We start from the raw sequence: 17,269 nt of genomic DNA on the forward strand, positions 1-17,269 counted from the left end.
CGATGACCGATCACGAGCTCACGATCGGTGGGAAATGGCGACCGGCGGTGTCCGGGGCGACTTACGAAACCGTGAATCCCTACACGGGGCGGCCCTGGGCCCGGGTGCCGGACGCCGGCGCGGCGGACGTCGACGCCGCCGTCAGCGCAGCCCGGACGGCGCTCGACGGCGAGTGGGGGGCACTGACCGGATTCGAGCGGGCCGCGCTGATGCGCCGCTTGGCGGACATCGTGGAACGGGAGGCCGAGCGCCTGGCGGTGGTCGAAACCACGGACAACGGCAAGCTGCTGCGGGAGACCCGCCAGCAGACGGCCGGGCTGGCGACCTGGCTGCGCTACTTCTCGGGAGTCGCCGACAAACTCCACGGCGAGACGATCCCGGGGAGCAAGCCGAACTACTTCGTCTACACCCGCGAGGAACCCGTGGGCGTGATCGCGGCCATCGTCCCGTGGAACTCGCCGTTGGCCCTCCTGCACTGGAAGCTGGCGCCCGCGCTGGCGGCGGGATGCACACTCGTCGTCAAGCCGTCGGAGTCGACGCCGGCGTCCGCTCTGGAATACGCCCGGCTCGTCGAGGAGGCGGGCTTCCCGCCTGGTGTGCTGAACGTGATCACCGGGCAGAGCGCGGAGCTGGGCCGAGCGCTGGTCGACCACCCGGGCGTGGACAAGATCGCCTTCACCGGATCGCCGGCGGTGGGCGCGGCCATCGCGTCGAGCGCGGGGGCCCGGCTCACCCCGGTTCTGCTGGAACTGGGCGGCAAGTCCGCCCAGGTGGTCCTGCCGGACGCCGACCTCGAGGCCGCGGCGAACGGGGTGGTCGCGGGCATCTTCGCCGCCGGGGGACAGACCTGCATCGCCGGCTCTCGGCTCGTCGTGCACCGCGACGTCCGCGAGCGGCTGCTGGGACTGATCGTCGATCGGGCCAAGGCTATCCGTCTGGGAGACCCGCTCCTGCCCGAGACGGAGATGGGGCCGTTGGCGAACAAGCGCCAGCTGGACACCGTCCTGGGCTTCATCGACCGCGCGGTCGCGACGGGCGCTTCGGTCGTGGCGGGCGGCCGTCGCGATCCCTCACTGGGCGGCCTGTTCGTGGAGCCGACGATCCTCACCGGCGTGGCGCGAGACGCCGAGATCGCGCAGGAGGAGGTCTTCGGCCCCGTGCTGACCGTGCTGGACGTCGCGAGCGAGGACGAGGCCGTCGCCGTCGCGAACGGCACCCGGTTCAGTCTCGGGGCCGGACTCTGGACCTCCGACGTCGGTCGCGCCCACCGGGTCGCCGCCCGGCTGCGCGCCGGCACGGTGTGGGTCAACAGCTATCGCGCCGTCGCGCCGAACGTGCCCTTCGGCGGAAACGGTGCCAGCGGCTGGGGACGCGAAAACGGCCGCCACGCGGTCGACGAGTTCCTCCAGACCAAGGCGGTGTGGATCGAGACCTCGGGCGAGGTCCGCGACCCGTTCGTCGTCGGCTGACACGGCGACCGCTTCGACACCAATGATCAAAGGAGATCGTGGAGACATGGCCAGATCGATCGATCCACCCCAGGACGCGTCCGAGGTCACGCCGCGCCGCTCCGCGCGCGCCATCCTCGCGGGCAGCGCGGGCACCTTCATCGAGTGGTACGACTACGGCCTTTACGCCTACGTCGCGGGGATCGTCTTCGCCCCGCTCTTCTTCCCACCCGGTGCGGGCTCCGCCGCCACGATCGGGACCTTCGGGGCCTTCGCCGCGGGCTTCGTGGCTCGCCCGATCGGCGGCATCGTCCTCGGCGCGCTGAGCGATCGCTGGGGGCGACGCCCCGTCCTGCTGGCCTCGATCGTCCTGGTCGGCACCGCCACCGCGGCGATCGGGGTGCTCCCGCCGTACGCGGCCGTCGGGGTGTGGTCACCGGTGTTGCTGGTTCTCTGCCGGGTGGCCCAGGGCTTCGGCACCGGTGCCGAGCCCGGCACCGCGATGGTCTACGTGAACGAGTCCGCCCGGCCGCGCACCAAGGGTTTCCAGACGTCGTTCCTCTACAACGCCACGATGGCCGGGTCGATCCTGTCGCTGGTCTTCTTCGCCGTGATCAACCTCGCGATCGGTCAGGCCGCGTTCGTGGCCTGGGGCTGGCGCATCCCGTTCCTGTTCGCCGGGGTCCTGACGGTCATCGCGCTCATCCTGCGCCGCGGGATGGAGGAGACCGCGGAGTACCAGCGCGTCGAGGAGGCCCGCGCCCGGGGACTGATCGCGCGGAGCAAGGCGAATCCGCTCGCCGCGGTGAGGGCGGCCTTCGTCGCGAGCCCTCGGAACTACGTCGCGGCCTTCCTCATGCCGACCGCCAGCAACGTGATCGGCTACGTGGCCAACGCCTTCGGCATCAGCTACATGGCCAACCAGCTCAAGCTCTCCTTCTCCCAAACGGCCCTGGCGCTGCTCGTCATGTACCTGGCGGGAGTCGTCGCCCTTCCCCTGTGGGGCAAGGCTTGTGACCGATGGAGTGCGAAGACCGTCCTTCTCATCGGCGCGGTCGCCGGGATCCTGCTGGCGTTCCCGTACTTCGCGCTCCTCGGCACGCGGAACATGGTCTTGGTCGTGATCGCCGGCGCGGTCCTGTGGGCCGCGTGCTGGTCCCCGAGCGTCGTCGCGCAGCTGGTGATCGGCCCGGTGCTGTTCCGCACGGAGTCGCGGGCCGCGGGCTTCACGTCGTCCCGGGAGCTGCAGCAGGCGCTCGTCGCGGGGCCGACCCCGCTCCTCGCGGCGGCCCTGATCATCCAACTGGACGGCGCGCCGTGGCTGGTCGCGGGATTGATCCTCGTGGCTCAGGTCGTCACCGTGTTCTCGATCAAACTCGGAAGGCCGCAGCTCTCGGCGGCCGAGATCGGTGCGGTGCCCGCACACCGGGGCCTCGCCGTCGCCGAGCCCGCGCCGGCGAAATCTTGAGGCTGGGCCGATGTCGAGCGCTGCTCTGCTGGAGCGCTACTCGGTGCTCCACGCGTCCGACGCCGATGCCTTCCGGGTGTCGTTGTCGAACGCCCTCACCCCACACCGGTTGACCCTGCACGGGTTGCGCGGCGTGGTGACTGCGGACGTCGCCGTCGCTGCGCTCGGGCCGCTGTCCCTCGTGTACGGCCAGCACCGCGGTGCCGAGCTCGGGGTCGCGCTGACCGAGCAGGTGGACTACTACGACATCAACCTCTCCTGGGGTGGGCACAACCGCATCACCTTCGGTTCGGACGAGGTCGTGGTGGACCGGACCACTGCCGGGGTCATTTCACCGTCGATGCGCGTGAGGATGCGGCTGAGCGCCGAGTACCGGCAGCTCCACGTCCGGATCGAGCGCGCCGCCCTGGAGGCCCGGCTCGAGGAGCAGCTCGGCCGCCCGGTCACCTCTCCGTTGACGTTTCGCCCCGCGATGGACCTGCGCGCCCCGGCTGCCGCGTCGTGGGCCCGGGCCGTGGCTCTGCTAGTCGACGATCTGGGAACCGGCGCGGGGCTGGCTGTCCGAACGCTCGGCGACAATCCCTGGTCGGCGTTCCTGATGAGCGGTCTGCTGCTGGCCCAACCCCACAACTACAGCGACCGGCTCGCCGGCCGCCGGGGCGAGACCCGCCGGCCCGGGCCGCTCCGGCGTGCGGTCGAGCTCATCGAGACCCGGCCCGACGGCGACCTGTCGCTGGAGCGGCTGGCGCGGCACGCGGGAGTGAGCTCCCGCTCGCTGCAGCGCCACTTCCACGATCACGTTGGCGTCTCACCGCGTGACTACGTGCGGCGCACCCGGCTCGCGCGTGTTCGCGAGGAACTCGCCGCGGCCGGGCCGGGATCGGACGTGACGGTGACGGAAGTGGCCCTGCGATGGGGTTTCACCCACGTGCCGCGCTTCGCCAGCGCCTACCAACGCCGCTTCGGCGAGCTGCCCTCGACCACCTTGCGCACGTTCCCCGACCGGGCGCGCACCACCACTCCGGACCCTCAGGAGCAACGATGACCACCCAAGATCTCGCCTCAGTGACGGTGCCCCTCCAGTACGCGGATCCGGCCAGGCCTTCCGGGATCTTCTACGCCGGCCAGCACGCTGCCTCCACAGCCAGCTTCCGGTCCGTGGACACCGCGATCACCAACGCCCGGCCGATCAGTGCGGAGTTCAGTCTTGACCTGCACGGGTTCGCGCTGGTCAAGCACCGGACGTCGGTGCAGGACTTCACCGACGCCGAGGAGGTGGACCAGGTCTACAAGGCCGAACTGGAAGACCTCGTCAAGGCGGCCACCGGCGCGGTGAAGGTCGTCGTGTTCCACACGATGGCGCGCTTCGAGGACGGCGAGGTGCGCGGCGAGCGCCCACCGGCCCGCGCGGCGCACGCCGACTACGACGGCGCGAGCTTCGAGGTCTGGATCCGCCGGACCATGGGCGCCGAAGCCGACGAGTGGCTGGCCGGACGCTGGTCCGAGATCAACGTCTGGCGCGGCATCCGCCCGGTCGAACGGGTCCCCCTCGCCGTCGCCGACGCGCGCACCACCGGCCTGGACGAGTACCTGCCGGTCCCGATCCACGAGCGTCCGGGCCAGCCGACGCCGTTCATCGGCCTGAACCTCATGCACCACCCGAAGCAGCGCTGGTACTACTTCGCGGACATGCAGCCGGACGAGGCACTGCTGTTCCGCCTCTGGGACACCGACCCCTCGGTGCCGTTCCCGGTGGCCCACAGCGCGATCGACGACCCCACCTCGCGCCCCGACGCAGCCCCGAGGGCCAGCGTCGAGGCGCGCACGGTGGCGTTCTTCGGGCCCAATCCGTGATCGGTGTTGCCGGCGGTTCAGGCAGTGCGTTGATTGTGCCCGCTCGACATTTCTTGCCGGACAGGTGAAGTCGAAGCCGTGGCTGTACCAGGGTTGATGCGTTCGACGACCCTGCGGCGAGTGTGGTTGATCGGGAACGCGACGCCCTCGTGCTGGATCCGGCACTCGCAGCCGAGATCGGTCAGCAGTTTGCAAGTGGCCGGGGGAGTCGTGCCGGTTACGACGCAGCGGAATCCCGCGTCCGTCGGTCATCCGAGACCGTCCACAAAGGCTCGATCGCCCCTGCTTCGACGGCGGGCACCGGTGCTCCATTTCAGATGTAGACGGACGAGCTCCACATCTGACGGATCCCGGTGCCCGTATCAATTGACCAAACTGAGTCGGTTGGACGTCAGCTACTTCGGTGCCCACGGGCACGTTCCGCCGCGGGTAGCCCGGCCGCGCCTCACCGGTCCCTCGGGGAGCGCGCTGAACATGCAGGTGCGCGCGACCGCCCGCAGGCACCGCCGGGCTGTGGAGGCCGAGGGCAAGGACTCGCCGAAGGCCCGGCGGTAGCCGAGATTACCGGGAGCTCGCCGCAGGGCGCTGCTTGTAGAAGGACTCCTCCAGGTAGGCGGCCTCGTGCGGCTGGTAGGGCTCCTCTAGGTAGGCGGCCTCGGAATCGTCGAGTTCAACGTCCACCGCGGCGACCGCGTCGGCCAGCTGCGCCGGCTTGGTGACCCCGACGATGGGCGAAGTCACCACCGGGTTGCGCATGACCCAGGCCAGGGCGATCTGGGCCGGGGACAGACCCCGCTTGCCCGCGATGTCGTGGACGCGCTCGGCCACCGCCTGGTCCCCGTCGCGGTAGAGGATCTTGCCGCCCGCGTCGGTCTCGGCACGCGCCGTGGAGGTGTCCTGAACCCGCGTCAGCCTGCCCCGCGCCAACGGGCTCCACGGGATCACGCCGATGCCCTGGTCCGCGCAGAGGGGGAACATCTCCCGCTCTGCTTCCCGGTGGATGAGGTTGTAATGGTCCTGCATCGACACGAACCGGGTCCAGCCGTTCAGGTCAGCCAGGTACAGGGCCTTGGCGAACTGCCGGGCGTACATGGAAGAGGCTCCGAGGTAGCGGACCTTCCCGGACTTGACCGCGTCGTGCAGCGCCTCGAGGGTTTCCTCGATCGGGGTGTCGTAGTCCCAGCGGTGGATCTGGTACAGGTCGATGTAGTCGGTCCCCAGCCGCTTCAGGGAAGCGTCGAGCTCGGCGAAAATCGCCTTGCGAGACAGCCCGGCCCCATTCGGGCCGGGGCGCATCCGCATCCAGACCTTGGTGGAGAGCACGACCTCCTCCCGCCGGGCGAAGTCCTTGACCGCCTGGCCGACGATCTCCTCGCTGCTTCCGGCGCTGTAGCCATTCGCAGTGTCAAGGAAGTTGACACCGCCCTCGAGCGCCTGCTTGATGATGTCCCGGCTGGCGTCCGCACCCAACGACCAGGGCTCGCCGCCCCGCTCCGGCTCGCCGAAGCTCATGCAGCCGAGGGTGATCGCGGAGACTTCCAGTCCGGTCGTTCCGAGTTTGATGTATCGCATACATTCGAACCTAGGAGCTGGAGCGCGCTCCAACGCAAGACGTCGGCATGTGTGCCCTGTCATGTTTCGACCGTTTCTGCCAGCCGTACCCGAGAACCCGGTGGTAGGGACTAGCAAACTGCCAATTCTCGGTCGAGCCGGTGGGCACTACTCAGCCCCCAAAGCCAAACCACCCTCGCGGGGTCCCTCGCCACGACCGATCACCAAGAGATCCCGCTGGTCCGGGCGGCGGTATCGCGGCGCTCACGACGGCGCCCGTACCCGCGGGATCTCTTACCGGTACATCCCGGTACGGACGGTGCCCGGGCACACGGCGTTGACCCTGATCCCTTGCGTCGCGTACTCGTGGGCGGCCGCCTTGGTGACGCCGGCCATGCCGTGCTTGGCCACCACGTGGGCGCGCCATCGAGGCGGCAGTCGGCGGGTAATCCCTTGGCCAGCAGACCAGAGCGAGAGGTGAACTGTGGGCTGCGACCGAACTGCATGTCATCACGACAGCCGCAAACGGGTCAATAGTGTTCAAGTCGCCCCGCGATCGCATGCACTATTCACCCGTGGGGAATCAGTCGCATCGACGGTCGATGTCGAGGTCGAACCGCAGCTCAAGCGGCAAGGCCCGGCATGGGTGAGTGGGCGTGCCCGGTTCAACGCCTGAGAGTGTGGCGTCGATGTCTTCGAGTGAATCGGGCATCGCGTCGAAATCGGCTTCGGCGAGTGCTGCCGACTATATTACTGAACTGATGGCGTCCTGGAATTTTGCAGATCGCTTCCGTATCTTGTAATTTTTTTCAATGGTCAAGAGCGCAGTTGGCCTTCGATCTCTGCTTGCGTCAGCAGACTTGCGTAAGGTTCTCGCTCCTCGGCTCCGGGCACCTCGACGAGGGAGACCGACCACGGGACGGGGCATGGGGGTGCGTGGTTCGGATCCGGGCACAGCAACCTGGAGACCTGGCGTTTGAGCTCCTCGGCTTGCTGCTCGGTCGCATAGACGGCGAGCTGGATTTCCCAGATCTTCCGGTTCTCAGGCATTGTTCACCATTCAATCAGTGCGGTGGGCGGTGTCCCCATCCCTCCACCGCAATTTACCAGATCCGCTTCGCGTCGCAGTGGTGGTTGTAGTCGGCGGAGGGCACGGGAATGTTGGGCGGCATCGTCGATGGCGGCCTTTCGGTGTTGCCCTTTCCGTAGGTGCGGTTGTAGCCGAGAACGTGGTTGTCGCTGATCCGGACGATCTGGCACTGGTGGCGTGCCGGGTCTTCAAGATCCCGAGCTGGCTCGACGGCGCGGCCCGCGCCGTGGGCCGCGTCGAGCGCGGCTTCGATGTCCGCGGCGCCGCCCCGGGCGATCTCGGTGAAGACCTCGCCGGTGGACTCGACCATGTCCGGGCGCACCGTCGTGTGCTGGGCGCCGGACTCGACGAACCGCGCGTGTGCGGCCCGGACCAACCGGTCGTCACCGGCCCGGGTCAACGCTGACCACTGCCTGCTCATGCTGGGAGTACACCATCGCGGCCGTTGCTTCGTCGAGCCAGCCGGATGCCGTCCCACCGCCGGCCGGGAGCACCACGGTCGGGCCGCCCGTGCATCGTTCCGCCCGCGCGTCCCCGGGTCGGTGGTGCTCCGTTGCCTGGGTGCCCGACACCCAGGTAACGGCACCCTCCTACGAGGGCCGGTGAAGGGGGACAGTGGTGGCAGCCAGGATCTTGTATGAAGAAACAGGGAGCCTCCCCATGACCAGCACCGACCACGGGGCGATCCTCTCGGCGCGGATCGCCGCGACGAACACGCACGACACCGATGCCTACCTCGGCTTCTTCACCGACGACGCCGTGCTCGACGACCCGTCCGTAGGCGAGAAGTTCGTCGGCAAGGAAGGCATCGCCGACTACTACCGGAGCTATTTTATCGGGTACAACACTACTACGCGCCTGGTCAGCGTCGAGCCCGAAGATGATCACCTTCACGTTGTCGTCGAGTTCACCGGCGATTTCCCCGGTGGGCGGACAGGTGGGATCTTCGACGTCACCCTCAATGGGGACAAGATCTCCTTCGTTCATGCGAACCTGGCCTGAGTAGGGCGCGACCGTCTTTGTTCGCCGATGAGCTGGTCAGCAACTGGACTGGCTGAAGCCTCGTCTGCGCGATCTGGACTGTGTTCCCGAGACGCTGGTGACGGCGCCGGGGCCGGCGCCTGTCGACGCTCGCGCTGCGCGGGCGCGCCGACCTGCTCCGCGACGCGCTGCTCGCCGATATCCCCGGCGGCCCTGGGGGAGGACGCACGGACAAACCGACGCCTGGGCATGTTTGCGCGGGGCGGAGACCGCCGTCGGTGACGATCGCGGGGTGGATGCCGCGGGAGAGTTCGCGCATCTGGTCGAGTGCGTCGTCGGTCTCGGTGATGAGGTCGTCCAGTTGTGCTGCCAACTGGCCGGCCTCGGGTGTTGGCGCTTTCACCTCTGGAGAGCGGCCGTGTCCGGGCTAGTCTGTCGGTTGATACTCGCGGAACTCGATCTCTCTGGAGCGGCCGGTGATGGAACCCTCTGATCGGCTGGAGAGGTGGCAGCTCGTTCTCGCCACTGTCGTCGAGAAGGTGCCGTATGGGCTCAGGGCGAGGGTGCCATCAGGGGAGATTAGTGTCGTGGATCGGGTGTTGATCCATGATCTCCCCTTGAAGATGGCCGAGTGGCCCAGTGTGGGTGCTGAGATCCTGGTGGTGGATGGCGGATATACCACCGGTGGACAACTTCGTCTGAGTGCTCGCGAGTCGGATATCGACATCGCGAAGGCAACGGTGAAGGGTGCCCAGGCGGCGGAGCGTGACTGACTGCCGCAATCGCCTGGTTCTTTCTGCGCCGCTGGACCGGCGCGGACATCGCGTGGCCGTCAGCGGCGGTGTGGCGGCGGTAGCCGACGGCAACGGCAGCGGATTGGTGCTGCCGACCGGCTTTGTGGAGATCCGTCGGCCAGACGGTAAAATCTTGTACATGCGAGACGACGCCGTGAGCTACTTTCTATGGGGCGAGGCTGATTCACATCCGGGATGGACGGCGGACTGCCGCCCGTCAGGGGTCACGAGGGCTACGATTAAAATCAGGCCAGGTGAAGACTGATGTCGAATTCGTATTCAGCTGTGGCAGATTATGGTGAATATCGGGAATTTTGCGATCGGGTCAATGAGGTCTTCGACATAAGTTCACGGTTGCCCCGGCAAGTATTCCGGAGGATTCGAACCGAGTCCTTATTTGGGCCCTACGATGATGTGATCGACCCGGAGTTCTGGCCTGTAATTGCCAACCTGGCCAAACTGCACGGGGATGACAAGGTATTCTTGCTGGTTGTAGATCCAGATCCACGTGAGTATTACCTTCGAGAAACTGGCCTGTACCCTGCCGTGTCGTTTTCCTTGACTGCGAGCGAGGAAGACTACTGGGAAGCGGTGGGGTTCGACTCTGTCGGTGATGTGAAGCCTTCTATTGCCTTGAGTTCCGAAGTAATAGCTTTGACGGGAGAATCTGGAAGGTGGGGGTGTTGGGCTGAGAGGAGTCCGGAAGTCGCGGTGTACAGGGGCGATCTATCTGGGATAAAAGGGAATGATGAACTGGCAAAGAGGTTCGGCCCATTTCGTAGTGTTGTTGATTCTTTGAGTATTGATATTTCACGCTCCTTCAGGTCGGATTCTGCTCCTGGGTGGTATTCGGAAGAATTGACCGCAAACTATGACGATAAAAATCTCTGATCGGATGACAGGCGTGCCTGCATTCATGGCCGGCGTCGGAAGACGGACATATCGGGTCGGGTCAACCATGCGGTGCACAAGCCGGCCGGTTTAGTCTGTTGTCATGGTGTCGGAGGGGTGGGCCGTCGAGGTCGTGGAGCGGTACTTGGCCGAGCCGGTGGGGAATGGCGGGGTGCCGCTGGTTGTCACGGACGTCAGCCCGCATCGGTTGGGTTGGGTGGTCGAGACTCAGGGTGAGCGCTACGTGCGCACTCGTGACATCGTGGACATGCTGGTGGGCCACGGGCCCTTCCTGGTCGATGGGTTGGACGGCAGCCTGCACCAAGTGCATGTGACCGCTGATCTCGAGAATGGCGAGTGGATCGAGGAGTACCTCGAGCAGGTTCGCGGCGTCGAGCGCGTTGATCCGATGCGGTCCCGAACCGCGGAGTTGCTCGACAGCGGTCAGCGCGTCGAAGCACTCAGATTTGTGCGGTCGCAGGCACCTGACCTTGGAGTGCAAGGGGCCAAGGAGTACGTCGAGGCCGTGGTGGCGGGGGTGCCCGTTCCTGATCACGTGCGCTCGCGTCTGCCGCAGCCGCCGGCCAGGCGCACGGTTCGGTGGGCCTTGTCCGCGCCGAACCGTGAACCGGTGCGTGACAGTTGAGGCTTGCCTCCGTGCCGCCTGGCTTCTAGGTCCAACGCAACTGCACTCGTCAGAGACGCCACCGGCGGCGCGGCTGTCGAGCGGAACTGAAACGGCTTCTCTCCGGTCAGGTAGCTGGAAGCGGACATGTGCAACCGCAGGCCGGTGGAGCCAGGATTCATCGCCGGCACGTTCATCGCCGCCATCGCCAGTCGGTGAACTCGGGTACCCCTGCAGCCAGCCCTGGCACAGGTGCTCCGAGAGCACTTCGAGCACCCGACCGCGGCCGGCGAGGTGTTCGGTGTGGCCCGGCACCTCGCGGTCGACCTGCCGCGCGGTGACCTCCCGCGGCGTTAAGAGGGATGCCACCTCGTCCGGGCAGACCACGCGGAACGTGTCTGGGCGCGGCGCCTGCTCCGGCTACGACGCCAACCACTGGCTGCGCGAACGGCACCGCGTCGACCTCGGGCTCTCGGATCACCGGCGGATGACGGCGCGGCTCACCATCGCCGACGGCGAGGAAACCGCGCGGCGGCTGGTCGCCGGCCTAGCACGCGGACGAGTTGCCGCGCGCGAAGCCCGTGGGCCTGCTCGCGCCCGGCGAGCTGGAGCTGGAACAGGCGCTGCTGCCGCGTGACGCGTTCTTCGGGGCGACCGAGGACGTCGGGCCGGACCGGGCGGTGGGCCGGATCGCGGCCGAGGCGATCAGCCCGTACCCGCCGGGGGTGCCGGCCGTGCTGCCCGGTGAGCGCATCACCCGCGACGTGCTCGACTACCTGCTCTCCGGCTTGGCTGCGGGCATGTTCGTGCCCGATGCGGCGGACCCGCGGCTGCGCACGGTGCGGGTCGTGGCCTGAGTGATGGAGCCGCTCGGGTGGCCGGTCGCGGTCACTCACGCCCGCGTTCGCGTAGCTCACCGATGACCTGCTGCCCGGTGTCCTGCGCGTCCTCGACGCCGTCGGGCGGCTCACCTTCGCCGTGGCTGTCCTGCGTCGGGTCGGGTTCCGGGTGCTGCGGTCCTTTCGCCATGGCGGCGGATTACCTGGCCCCGGCTCGGTCTATGCCGGCGGCCGGTCGCGTCGGCGCAGCGGTTTCACGGCCGGGCCCTGGATCACGGCGCCGTCCACGTCGAAGCGGGAGCCGTGGCAGGGGCAGTCCCAGGTCTTTTCGGCGTCGTTGAAGGCGACCAGGCAGCCGAGGTGCGAGCAGTGCGCGCCGACGGTGTGGAGTTCGCCGTCGGCGTCGCGGTAGGCCGCGAGCAGTTCGGCGCCGGCGCGGACCACGGCCGCCTGCCCGGGGCCGAGCTGGTCCGCGGATCGGTCCTGCCACAGGGCGGTGAGGTGATCGCCGATCAGGTGGCGCCCGACGGTGAGGTTGTCCTCGAGCAGGCCGAGGGTCGAGCGCAGGTCGAAGCGCTGGGGGTCGAGCAGGTGCGCGGCGGGGTGGGCTTCGCCGAGCACGCGGGCGGCCAGCACGTGGCCCGCCGCCGTACCGCCGGTCATGCCCCATTGGCCGAAGCCTATGGCGACCCACAGGTGTTCCGCGCCCGGCAGGTAGCGGCCGACGTACGGCAGGCCGTCCACAGTGGACAGGTCGTGCGCCGACCACCGGTGCGTGACCCGCTCCAGCCGGGCGTGCTCGCCGGCCCACGCGGCGAGGCGCCGGTACCGGCGATCGATGTCGGTCTCGGCGCCGACTCGGTAGTGCTCACCGCCGGCGATGACGGTGGTCGTGCCGTCCGAAGTGGAGGAGCGCACCGAGTGGTGGGTGTCCGCGTCCAGGTACATCCCGGCCGGTGCGGTGTTCCCGGCGGCCGGGCCGGCGACGACGAGGTCGCGCACCGGGTCGAGCCGGGCGAAGTACAGCCCGCGGTCGAACACGGGGTAGTGGGTCGCGACCACGACGTCCCCGGCTTCGATGTTCCCCGCGGAGGTGTGCACGAGGCGGCCCCGCAGGTCGAGGCTCAGCGCGCGGGTGCGTTCCAGGATCGTGCCGCCGGTGCGTTCGAAGGCTGCCGCGAGACCGAGCAGCCACCGGCGCGGGTGGAAATGGGCCTGCCCGGTCACCCGCACCGCTGCGAGCGCGGGTACGTCGAGTTCGATGTCGTCGACGAACGACGCGGGCAATCCCGCGCGAGCGGCGGCGTCGGCTTCTTCCTTGAGCGTGTCGACGGTGCCGGCCCGGGTCGTGTGGACGAAGTTGTCGGCTCGGGTGAAGGCGCAGTCGATGCCGGGTTCGGCGGCGATCCACTCCAGGGCGTCGAGTTGTGCGGCGGCGTAGGTCTGCGCGGCTTCGAGGCCGTGGCGGCTTTCGAGCATCGCGTACTTCACGCCGTGCTGCGCCGAGACCTTCGCCGTCGTGTGCCCGGACACGCCGCCGGCGACGCGCGCGGCCTCCAGCACCACGACCGACCGCCCTGCCCGGGCGAGCAGCAGCGCGGTCGTGAGTCCGGCGATGCCGGCGCCGAGCACGACGACGTCGGCCGCCGGCGGCAGCGGTACGGCTGCGCGCTCGGGCGCCGGTGCGGTGTCCACCCACAGGGAGAGCGGTTCGGGCAAGGCCGTCATGTTCGCGTGGTACCCCCTGCCAGGGACCTGAAACGCGAGGCGGGGAACGATGTTTTCGCTTTCGGGCGCGGGGTAATCGGCGGTGACCCGACGTCGAGGAGACCTGATGACCGTTCCCGAAGCAGCGCACGAGACCGCCGACGACCGGGTCCTTTTCAGACGGACGGGGCTCTGGCGGGTTGCCTCGAGTGAACCGGTGGTGTTCCGTGCCGCCCGCTGAGGATGCCCGGCGGGTGCGGGTGGTCCCGGGCGGTCCGATGTTGGTGGAGGGGCCGGTGGAGCTGCAGACACCCGAGGGGGACGTTGTGCGTTCCGATCGGTTCGTCGTGGCCGTGTGCACGTGCCGGCGCAGCAAGCGCTTTCCGCTGTGCGACACCAGCCATCGCAAGCGGGTGCGTACGCAGGATAATGGGTCTCAGGAGAGCGGTTGACGGAGTGAGGACTGCCCGGTGCGCCAGCTGTCCAGCAGGTGCGTCGTGAGGCGGTCTTCGAGGAGGTTGGTGGCCTGCACGCCGAAGACGACGTCCGCGGCGAGTGTGGGTTCCTGGTCGAGGAGGTCGCCGACGACGTCGTGGCGCATCACTTGCTCGTGTACGGAGTCGGCCTCGATGTGTTCGGTGTAGAAGTAGCGGCATTCCGGTGGTGCGCTGAGCCGGTCGAGTGCTTGCACGATGCGTTGTGCGGAGGGTGCGGTGGTGATCTCGGTGGCGGCGAAGTGGCCGACCAGCGCGCCGCGCAGCGAGCGGTGCAGTCCGAACATCGACATCGCGTTGACGATGGCCAGCATCGGTGCCGGCGTGTGGTCCAGCAGGGCCAGGTAGCCGTCGGGGAGGCCGGCGCCGCGCAGGAGGTCGGCGAACAGCTGTGCGTGGAGGTGGTCGGCGCGGCCGGCACCGTACTCGTCGAACTCCACGGCCACGAGCGCGGCCTTGGCGCGGCCGCGCAGCCGTGGGATGACCCAGGCGTGGGGGTCGCCTTCCTTGAGGTGGTAGATCGAGCGGTGGGCGAACAGTTCCCGCACGTGCCACCACTCGCCTTCGTCGCGCAGGTAGTGCGAAACACCGGGTGCGTCGATCGGTTCCACCAGCAGCGCGGCGAACTCACCGTCCACATCGTCGCCTCCGGGCACCTTCGTGCGCAACGCGGCCAGGAACCGGTTTTCCAGTGCGGCCCGCAGCCGCAGCAGCTCCGGGTCCCACTCCCAGGCCGCGTCGACGCCGGGCAGGCCCTGGTAGTGCAGCTCGTAGCAGTGGTGCAGCGCGAGCTGCAGGTCGTCCCCGAACGGGTCGGCGTCGGCGATCGCGTCCAGCGGCAGCACGCGCCCGGCGGGGGGAGCGGACAGGGCCTCGGCGACGGTGGCCGAGACCGGGCCGCGGGCTGCGGGGAGTACGGCGGACTGCAGAGTCGTCATGCGCCCCGGATTACCCCGCGGCCGCCGTTTCATTCCCGGAGGGTGTGTTCTTCGGGCGACCACACCAGGGCGCGCGGACGAGTCAGCGGATGCGTTTGCCCGTCTCGGTACACGAGTAACCGCCCAGTTCTTCGATTCCGGTGCGGAAGTCGGCGGTCTCGAGCAGGTCCCACAGCGGGGCGAGCAGTTCGTGGGACACATCATCCGCGCGCAGCACCAGGTCGTACGGTTCTTGGGCGACCGGCACGAAGTCGAGGCCGAAGGCGCGGGCGGCGGCGAGGATGCCGAGGCCGGTGTCGGCGCGGTCGGCGGAGACGGCGGCGGCCACGGCGAGGTGGGTGTGTTCCTCGCGGGCGTAGCCGGAGATGGTCGACGGGTCGATGGTGCGGCGCGTGAGTTCGTGGTCGAGCAGGGCGCGGGTGCCGGCGCCGCGCTGGCGGTTGACGTAGCGGACGCCGGGCCGGGTGAGGTCGGCGATGCCGGTGAGGCCCAGCGGGTTTCCGGGGGCGACGATGAGGCCCTGGTCGCGGTGGACGAGCCGGATCACGGCGGCGTCCGTGCCGAGGAGTTTGTCGACGTAGGGGAGTGTGTACTCGCCGGTGGCCGGGTCGAGCAGGTGGGAGCCGGCGAGGTGGCAGAGGCCGTCGCGCAGGGCGACGAGGCCGCCGAGGGAGCCGACGTTCGATGAGGCGAGCGTGACCAGCGGGTCGGCGGCGCGCAGGGCGGAGGCGGCGAGGTCGAGCACGAGGTCGTGCGACCCGATGGCGACGATGGTCCGGTTGATCTCCCCGAGGCCGCGCAGCAGGTCGACCCGCACCTCGGAGCCGGCGTGGTGGCCTTCGATCCCGGCCGGGACGACGAGCAGGCCGTCGGCGCGGACGAGGGAGGTGAGCACGCCGGCGCCGCGGGGGAGTGGGGTCGCGACGATCCGGTCCTGCACGCGGCCGAGCCGCACGCGCACCCAGTCGTCCATGCCGACCACGGACGGCAGTTTCCGGGCCAGCCGCGCGGTGGTCGAGGGGCGTTCCCGCGTGGCGGCGCCTTCGAGCTCGGCCAGCGTCGGCGCGGCGAAGATGTCGAACGTCAACGCCGCGGATACGGGATACCCGGGGACGCCGATGACCGGGGTGCCCGGTTCGCCGGTGACGGTGCCGAGCACCACCGGGTGCCCGGGACGGACGGCGACGCCGTGCACGGCAACGGATCCGGCTTCCGCGACAACGCGGGCCGTGTAGTCGTCGCGGCCGGCGCTGGAGCCGGCGATGAGCAAAACCAGGTCCGCCTCGGCCGCGGCCGCGCGCAGCTCGGCGGTGATAGCGGCGGGGTCGTCGGGCACGATGTCGGTCACGCGCGCCTCGCAGCCGACCTCGCGGGCTTGCGCGGCCAGCATGAGCGAGTTGGTGTCGAGGATGTCGCCGGGCTGCAGCTGCGCGCCGATCGGACGGATCTCGTCTCCGGTCGGGATGATCACGACGACCGGTGCCCGCCGTACCGCCAGCTCGGTGACGCCGGCCGCGGCGCACGCGGCGACGTCGACCGGGCGCAGCCGATGCCCTTCTGGCAGCAGTAGCTCGGCAGCGCTGATGTCTTCGCCGATGGAGCGCACGTGCTGGTACGGCGGCACCGCCGCGTGCAGTTCGGCGCCGTCGGGAGTGTGGTGGACGTGTTCGCGCATCACGACCGCGTCGTAGGCCGGGGGGACCGGGTCGCCGGTGTCGACGACCTCGAAGTCGGTCACCACCACCGGCGTGGTCTCCGACGCGCCGACCGTATCGGCCGCGCGCACGGCGATGCCGTCCATTCCGGAGGAGTCGAACGCCGGCGAGGACCGTTGCGCCCACACCGGTTCCGCGGTGACTCGGCCGACTGCGTCCCCGACTGGCAACCGGATCGCCCCCACGCGGGCTGGACAGCCGGCTGCGGCGCGGGCTTCGCGCCAGGCGGCGTGGGCCTGGGCGGCGGGGACGTCGGAGACGTAGGGGCTGTTCATGGGTACAGGGTGACAGCGACGTCGGGGCCGGTGTCGGGTCTGGTGGCCGGTTCGGCGGTGACTCGGCTGGCGGCGGCCTCGACTGGTACCCGGAGGGACGCCACTCGCGTCGCGCAGGCGGTTGTGGCGGGGGCGTTGAGTCCGGTGGTCGGTTCGGTGGTGAGCCGGCCGCCCGCGTCCCCGACTGGTACCCGGAGGGACGACAGCCGGGCCGGGCAGCTCGCCGCGGCGCGGGCCTCGCGCCAGGTGGCCGGTTCGGTGGTGAGTCGGCGGACTGTGTCCCCGAGTTGCACTCGGAGGGACGTCACCCGGGCTGGGTTGTCGGTTGCGGCGCGGGCGTCGAGCCTGGTCGTCGGTTCGGTGGTGAGCCGGCGGACTGTGTCCCCGAGTTGCACTCGGAGGGACGTCACCCGGGCTGGGTTGTCGGTTGCGGCGCGGGCGTCGAGCCTGGTCGTCGGTTCGGTGGTGAGCCGGCGGACTGTGTCCCCGAGTTGCACTCGGAGGGACGTCACCCGGGCTGGGTTGTCGGTTGCGGCGCGGGCGTCGAGCCTGGTCGTCGGTTCGGTGGTGAGCCGGCGGACTGCGTTCCCGAGTTGCAC

At 69.2% G+C, this 17,269-nt stretch carries 19 protein-coding genes and 1 pseudogene; 11 read left to right on the forward strand and 9 right to left on the reverse strand.

Going from position 1 to position 17,269, the window contains the following annotated elements; all coding sequences use genetic code 11:
* The first annotated feature begins 2 nt into the window (after positions 1–2).
* The 5 genes from VSH64_RS09430 to VSH64_RS09450 all read left to right on the forward strand — a co-directional run bounded on the left by VSH64_RS09430 (position 3) and on the right by VSH64_RS09450 (position 5,325).
* Positions 3–1,469 (forward strand): aldehyde dehydrogenase, encoded by a 1,467-nt coding sequence (locus VSH64_RS09430; RefSeq protein ID WP_326835132.1) that lies wholly within the window; start codon positions 3–5, stop codon positions 1,467–1,469.
* Positions 1,470–1,515: 46 nt separating this feature from the next.
* On the forward strand, positions 1,516–2,916 hold the full coding sequence (locus VSH64_RS09435; protein ID WP_326835133.1) for an MFS transporter: 1,401 nt from the start codon (positions 1,516–1,518) through the stop codon (positions 2,914–2,916).
* A 10-nt stretch (positions 2,917–2,926) separates the two neighbouring features.
* Positions 2,927–3,961: an AraC family transcriptional regulator gene (locus VSH64_RS09440; RefSeq protein ID WP_326835134.1), complete on the forward strand. Its 1,035-nt coding sequence runs from the start codon at positions 2,927–2,929 to the stop codon at positions 3,959–3,961.
* A complete protein-coding gene (locus VSH64_RS09445; protein ID WP_326835135.1) occupies positions 3,958–4,770 on the forward strand; it encodes a CmcJ/NvfI family oxidoreductase in 813 nt (270 codons plus the stop codon). The genes VSH64_RS09440 and VSH64_RS09445 overlap by 4 nt, the downstream gene beginning before the upstream one ends.
* 384 nt (positions 4,771–5,154) lie before the next feature.
* Positions 5,155–5,325: a hypothetical protein gene (locus VSH64_RS09450; protein ID WP_326835136.1), complete on the forward strand. Its 171-nt coding sequence runs from the start codon at positions 5,155–5,157 to the stop codon at positions 5,323–5,325.
* Positions 5,326–5,331: 6 nt separating this feature from the next.
* Here the strand turns inward: VSH64_RS09450 and VSH64_RS09455 are convergent, their stop codons facing one another.
* From VSH64_RS09455 to VSH64_RS09470, 4 genes are all read right to left on the reverse strand, one after another.
* Positions 5,332–6,342: an aldo/keto reductase gene (locus VSH64_RS09455; protein WP_326835137.1), complete on the reverse strand. Its 1,011-nt coding sequence runs from the start codon at positions 6,340–6,342 to the stop codon at positions 5,332–5,334.
* Between the two features lie 273 nt (positions 6,343–6,615).
* On the reverse strand, positions 6,616–6,771 hold the full coding sequence (locus VSH64_RS09460) for an SDR family oxidoreductase (protein ID WP_326837928.1): 156 nt from the start codon (positions 6,769–6,771) through the stop codon (positions 6,616–6,618).
* A gap of 366 nt (positions 6,772–7,137) precedes the next feature.
* The gene (locus tag VSH64_RS09465; RefSeq protein WP_326835138.1) at positions 7,138–7,371 is read right to left on the reverse strand and encodes a hypothetical protein; all 234 of its coding nucleotides are present in this window, start codon (positions 7,369–7,371) and stop codon (positions 7,138–7,140) included.
* A gap of 53 nt (positions 7,372–7,424) precedes the next feature.
* Positions 7,425–7,832 carry a hypothetical protein gene (locus VSH64_RS09470; RefSeq protein WP_326835139.1) on the reverse strand — a complete coding sequence of 136 codons (408 nt, stop codon included), beginning with the start codon at positions 7,830–7,832 and terminating at the stop codon, positions 7,425–7,427.
* Between the two features lie 239 nt (positions 7,833–8,071).
* Here VSH64_RS09470 and VSH64_RS09475 point away from each other — a divergent pair, with 239 nt between their 5' ends.
* The 4 genes from VSH64_RS09475 to VSH64_RS09490 all read left to right on the forward strand — a co-directional run bounded on the left by VSH64_RS09475 (position 8,072) and on the right by VSH64_RS09490 (position 10,723).
* A complete protein-coding gene (locus VSH64_RS09475) occupies positions 8,072–8,413 on the forward strand; it encodes a nuclear transport factor 2 family protein (protein WP_326835140.1) in 342 nt (113 codons plus the stop codon).
* 566 nt (positions 8,414–8,979) lie between these two features.
* Positions 8,980–9,165 (forward strand): hypothetical protein, encoded by a 186-nt coding sequence (locus tag VSH64_RS09480; protein WP_326835141.1) that lies wholly within the window; start codon positions 8,980–8,982, stop codon positions 9,163–9,165.
* 285 nt (positions 9,166–9,450) lie between these two features.
* Positions 9,451–10,077: a hypothetical protein gene (locus VSH64_RS09485; protein WP_326835142.1), complete on the forward strand. Its 627-nt coding sequence runs from the start codon at positions 9,451–9,453 to the stop codon at positions 10,075–10,077.
* 103 nt (positions 10,078–10,180) lie between these two features.
* Positions 10,181–10,723 (forward strand): YrhB domain-containing protein, encoded by a 543-nt coding sequence (locus tag VSH64_RS09490; protein ID WP_326835143.1) that lies wholly within the window; start codon positions 10,181–10,183, stop codon positions 10,721–10,723.
* Positions 10,724–10,984: 261 nt separating this feature from the next.
* On the opposite strand, the pseudogene VSH64_RS09495 reads toward VSH64_RS09490, so the two are convergent.
* A pseudogene (locus tag VSH64_RS09495) lies at positions 10,985–11,089 on the reverse strand (hypothetical protein); the annotation flags it as partial.
* A 176-nt stretch (positions 11,090–11,265) separates the two neighbouring features.
* On the opposite strand from VSH64_RS09495, the gene VSH64_RS09500 reads away from it, so the two are divergent.
* Positions 11,266–11,559: an Orn/Lys/Arg family decarboxylase gene (locus VSH64_RS09500; protein WP_326835144.1), complete on the forward strand. Its 294-nt coding sequence runs from the start codon at positions 11,266–11,268 to the stop codon at positions 11,557–11,559.
* Positions 11,560–11,590: 31 nt separating this feature from the next.
* On the opposite strand, the gene VSH64_RS09505 is transcribed toward VSH64_RS09500, so the two are convergent.
* Positions 11,591–11,731, reverse strand: a complete 141-nt coding sequence (locus VSH64_RS09505) for a hypothetical protein (protein ID WP_326835145.1) — start codon at positions 11,729–11,731, stop codon at positions 11,591–11,593.
* Positions 11,732–11,760: 29 nt separating this feature from the next.
* Positions 11,761–13,269, reverse strand: a complete 1,509-nt coding sequence (locus tag VSH64_RS09510) for an FAD-dependent oxidoreductase (RefSeq protein WP_326835146.1) — start codon at positions 13,267–13,269, stop codon at positions 11,761–11,763.
* A 206-nt stretch (positions 13,270–13,475) separates the two neighbouring features.
* On the opposite strand from VSH64_RS09510, the gene VSH64_RS09515 reads away from it, so the two are divergent.
* Positions 13,476–13,700, forward strand: coding sequence for a CDGSH iron-sulfur domain-containing protein (locus VSH64_RS09515; protein ID WP_326835147.1), 225 nt, complete (start codon positions 13,476–13,478; stop codon positions 13,698–13,700).
* On the opposite strand, the gene VSH64_RS09520 is transcribed toward VSH64_RS09515, so the two are convergent.
* Together VSH64_RS09520 and VSH64_RS09525 are read right to left on the reverse strand one after the other, a co-directional pair.
* The gene (locus VSH64_RS09520; RefSeq protein WP_326835148.1) at positions 13,685–14,680 is read right to left on the reverse strand and encodes an iron-containing redox enzyme family protein; all 996 of its coding nucleotides are present in this window, start codon (positions 14,678–14,680) and stop codon (positions 13,685–13,687) included. The two genes, VSH64_RS09515 and VSH64_RS09520, sit on opposite strands and share 16 nt — an antisense overlap.
* A gap of 82 nt (positions 14,681–14,762) precedes the next feature.
* Positions 14,763–16,670 carry a molybdopterin biosynthesis protein gene (locus VSH64_RS09525; RefSeq protein ID WP_326835149.1) on the reverse strand — a complete coding sequence of 636 codons (1,908 nt, stop codon included), beginning with the start codon at positions 16,668–16,670 and terminating at the stop codon, positions 14,763–14,765.
* Positions 16,671–17,269 lie beyond the last annotated feature (599 nt).

Source organism: Amycolatopsis rhabdoformis, from assembly GCF_035918295.1.
In the GTDB taxonomy this organism is placed as follows: Bacteria; Actinomycetota; Actinomycetes; order Mycobacteriales; family Pseudonocardiaceae; genus Amycolatopsis; species Amycolatopsis rhabdoformis.

Coding starts and splice junctions, on each gene's coding strand:
- VSH64_RS09455 (WP_326835137.1), bottom strand. CDS start 6,342: ATGCGATACATCAAACTCGGAACGACCGGACTGGAAGTCTCCGCGATC.
- VSH64_RS09485 (WP_326835142.1), top strand. CDS start 9,451: ATGTCGAATTCGTATTCAGCTGTGGCAGATTATGGTGAATATCGGGAA.
- VSH64_RS09435 (WP_326835133.1), top strand. CDS start 1,516: ATGGCCAGATCGATCGATCCACCCCAGGACGCGTCCGAGGTCACGCCG.
- VSH64_RS09505 (WP_326835145.1), bottom strand. CDS start 11,731: ATGGCGAAAGGACCGCAGCACCCGGAACCCGACCCGACGCAGGACAGC.
- VSH64_RS09470 (WP_326835139.1), bottom strand. CDS start 7,832: ATGAGCAGGCAGTGGTCAGCGTTGACCCGGGCCGGTGACGACCGGTTG.
- VSH64_RS09445 (WP_326835135.1), top strand. CDS start 3,958: ATGACCACCCAAGATCTCGCCTCAGTGACGGTGCCCCTCCAGTACGCG.
- VSH64_RS09510 (WP_326835146.1), bottom strand. CDS start 13,269: ATGACGGCCTTGCCCGAACCGCTCTCCCTGTGGGTGGACACCGCACCG.
- VSH64_RS09475 (WP_326835140.1), top strand. CDS start 8,072: ATGACCAGCACCGACCACGGGGCGATCCTCTCGGCGCGGATCGCCGCG.
- VSH64_RS09525 (WP_326835149.1), bottom strand. CDS start 16,670: ATGAACAGCCCCTACGTCTCCGACGTCCCCGCCGCCCAGGCCCACGCC.
- VSH64_RS09440 (WP_326835134.1), top strand. CDS start 2,927: ATGTCGAGCGCTGCTCTGCTGGAGCGCTACTCGGTGCTCCACGCGTCC.
- VSH64_RS09490 (WP_326835143.1), top strand. CDS start 10,181: ATGGTGTCGGAGGGGTGGGCCGTCGAGGTCGTGGAGCGGTACTTGGCC.
- VSH64_RS09430 (WP_326835132.1), top strand. CDS start 3: ATGACCGATCACGAGCTCACGATCGGTGGGAAATGGCGACCGGCGGTG.
- VSH64_RS09465 (WP_326835138.1), bottom strand. CDS start 7,371: ATGCCTGAGAACCGGAAGATCTGGGAAATCCAGCTCGCCGTCTATGCG.
- VSH64_RS09520 (WP_326835148.1), bottom strand. CDS start 14,680: ATGACGACTCTGCAGTCCGCCGTACTCCCCGCAGCCCGCGGCCCGGTC.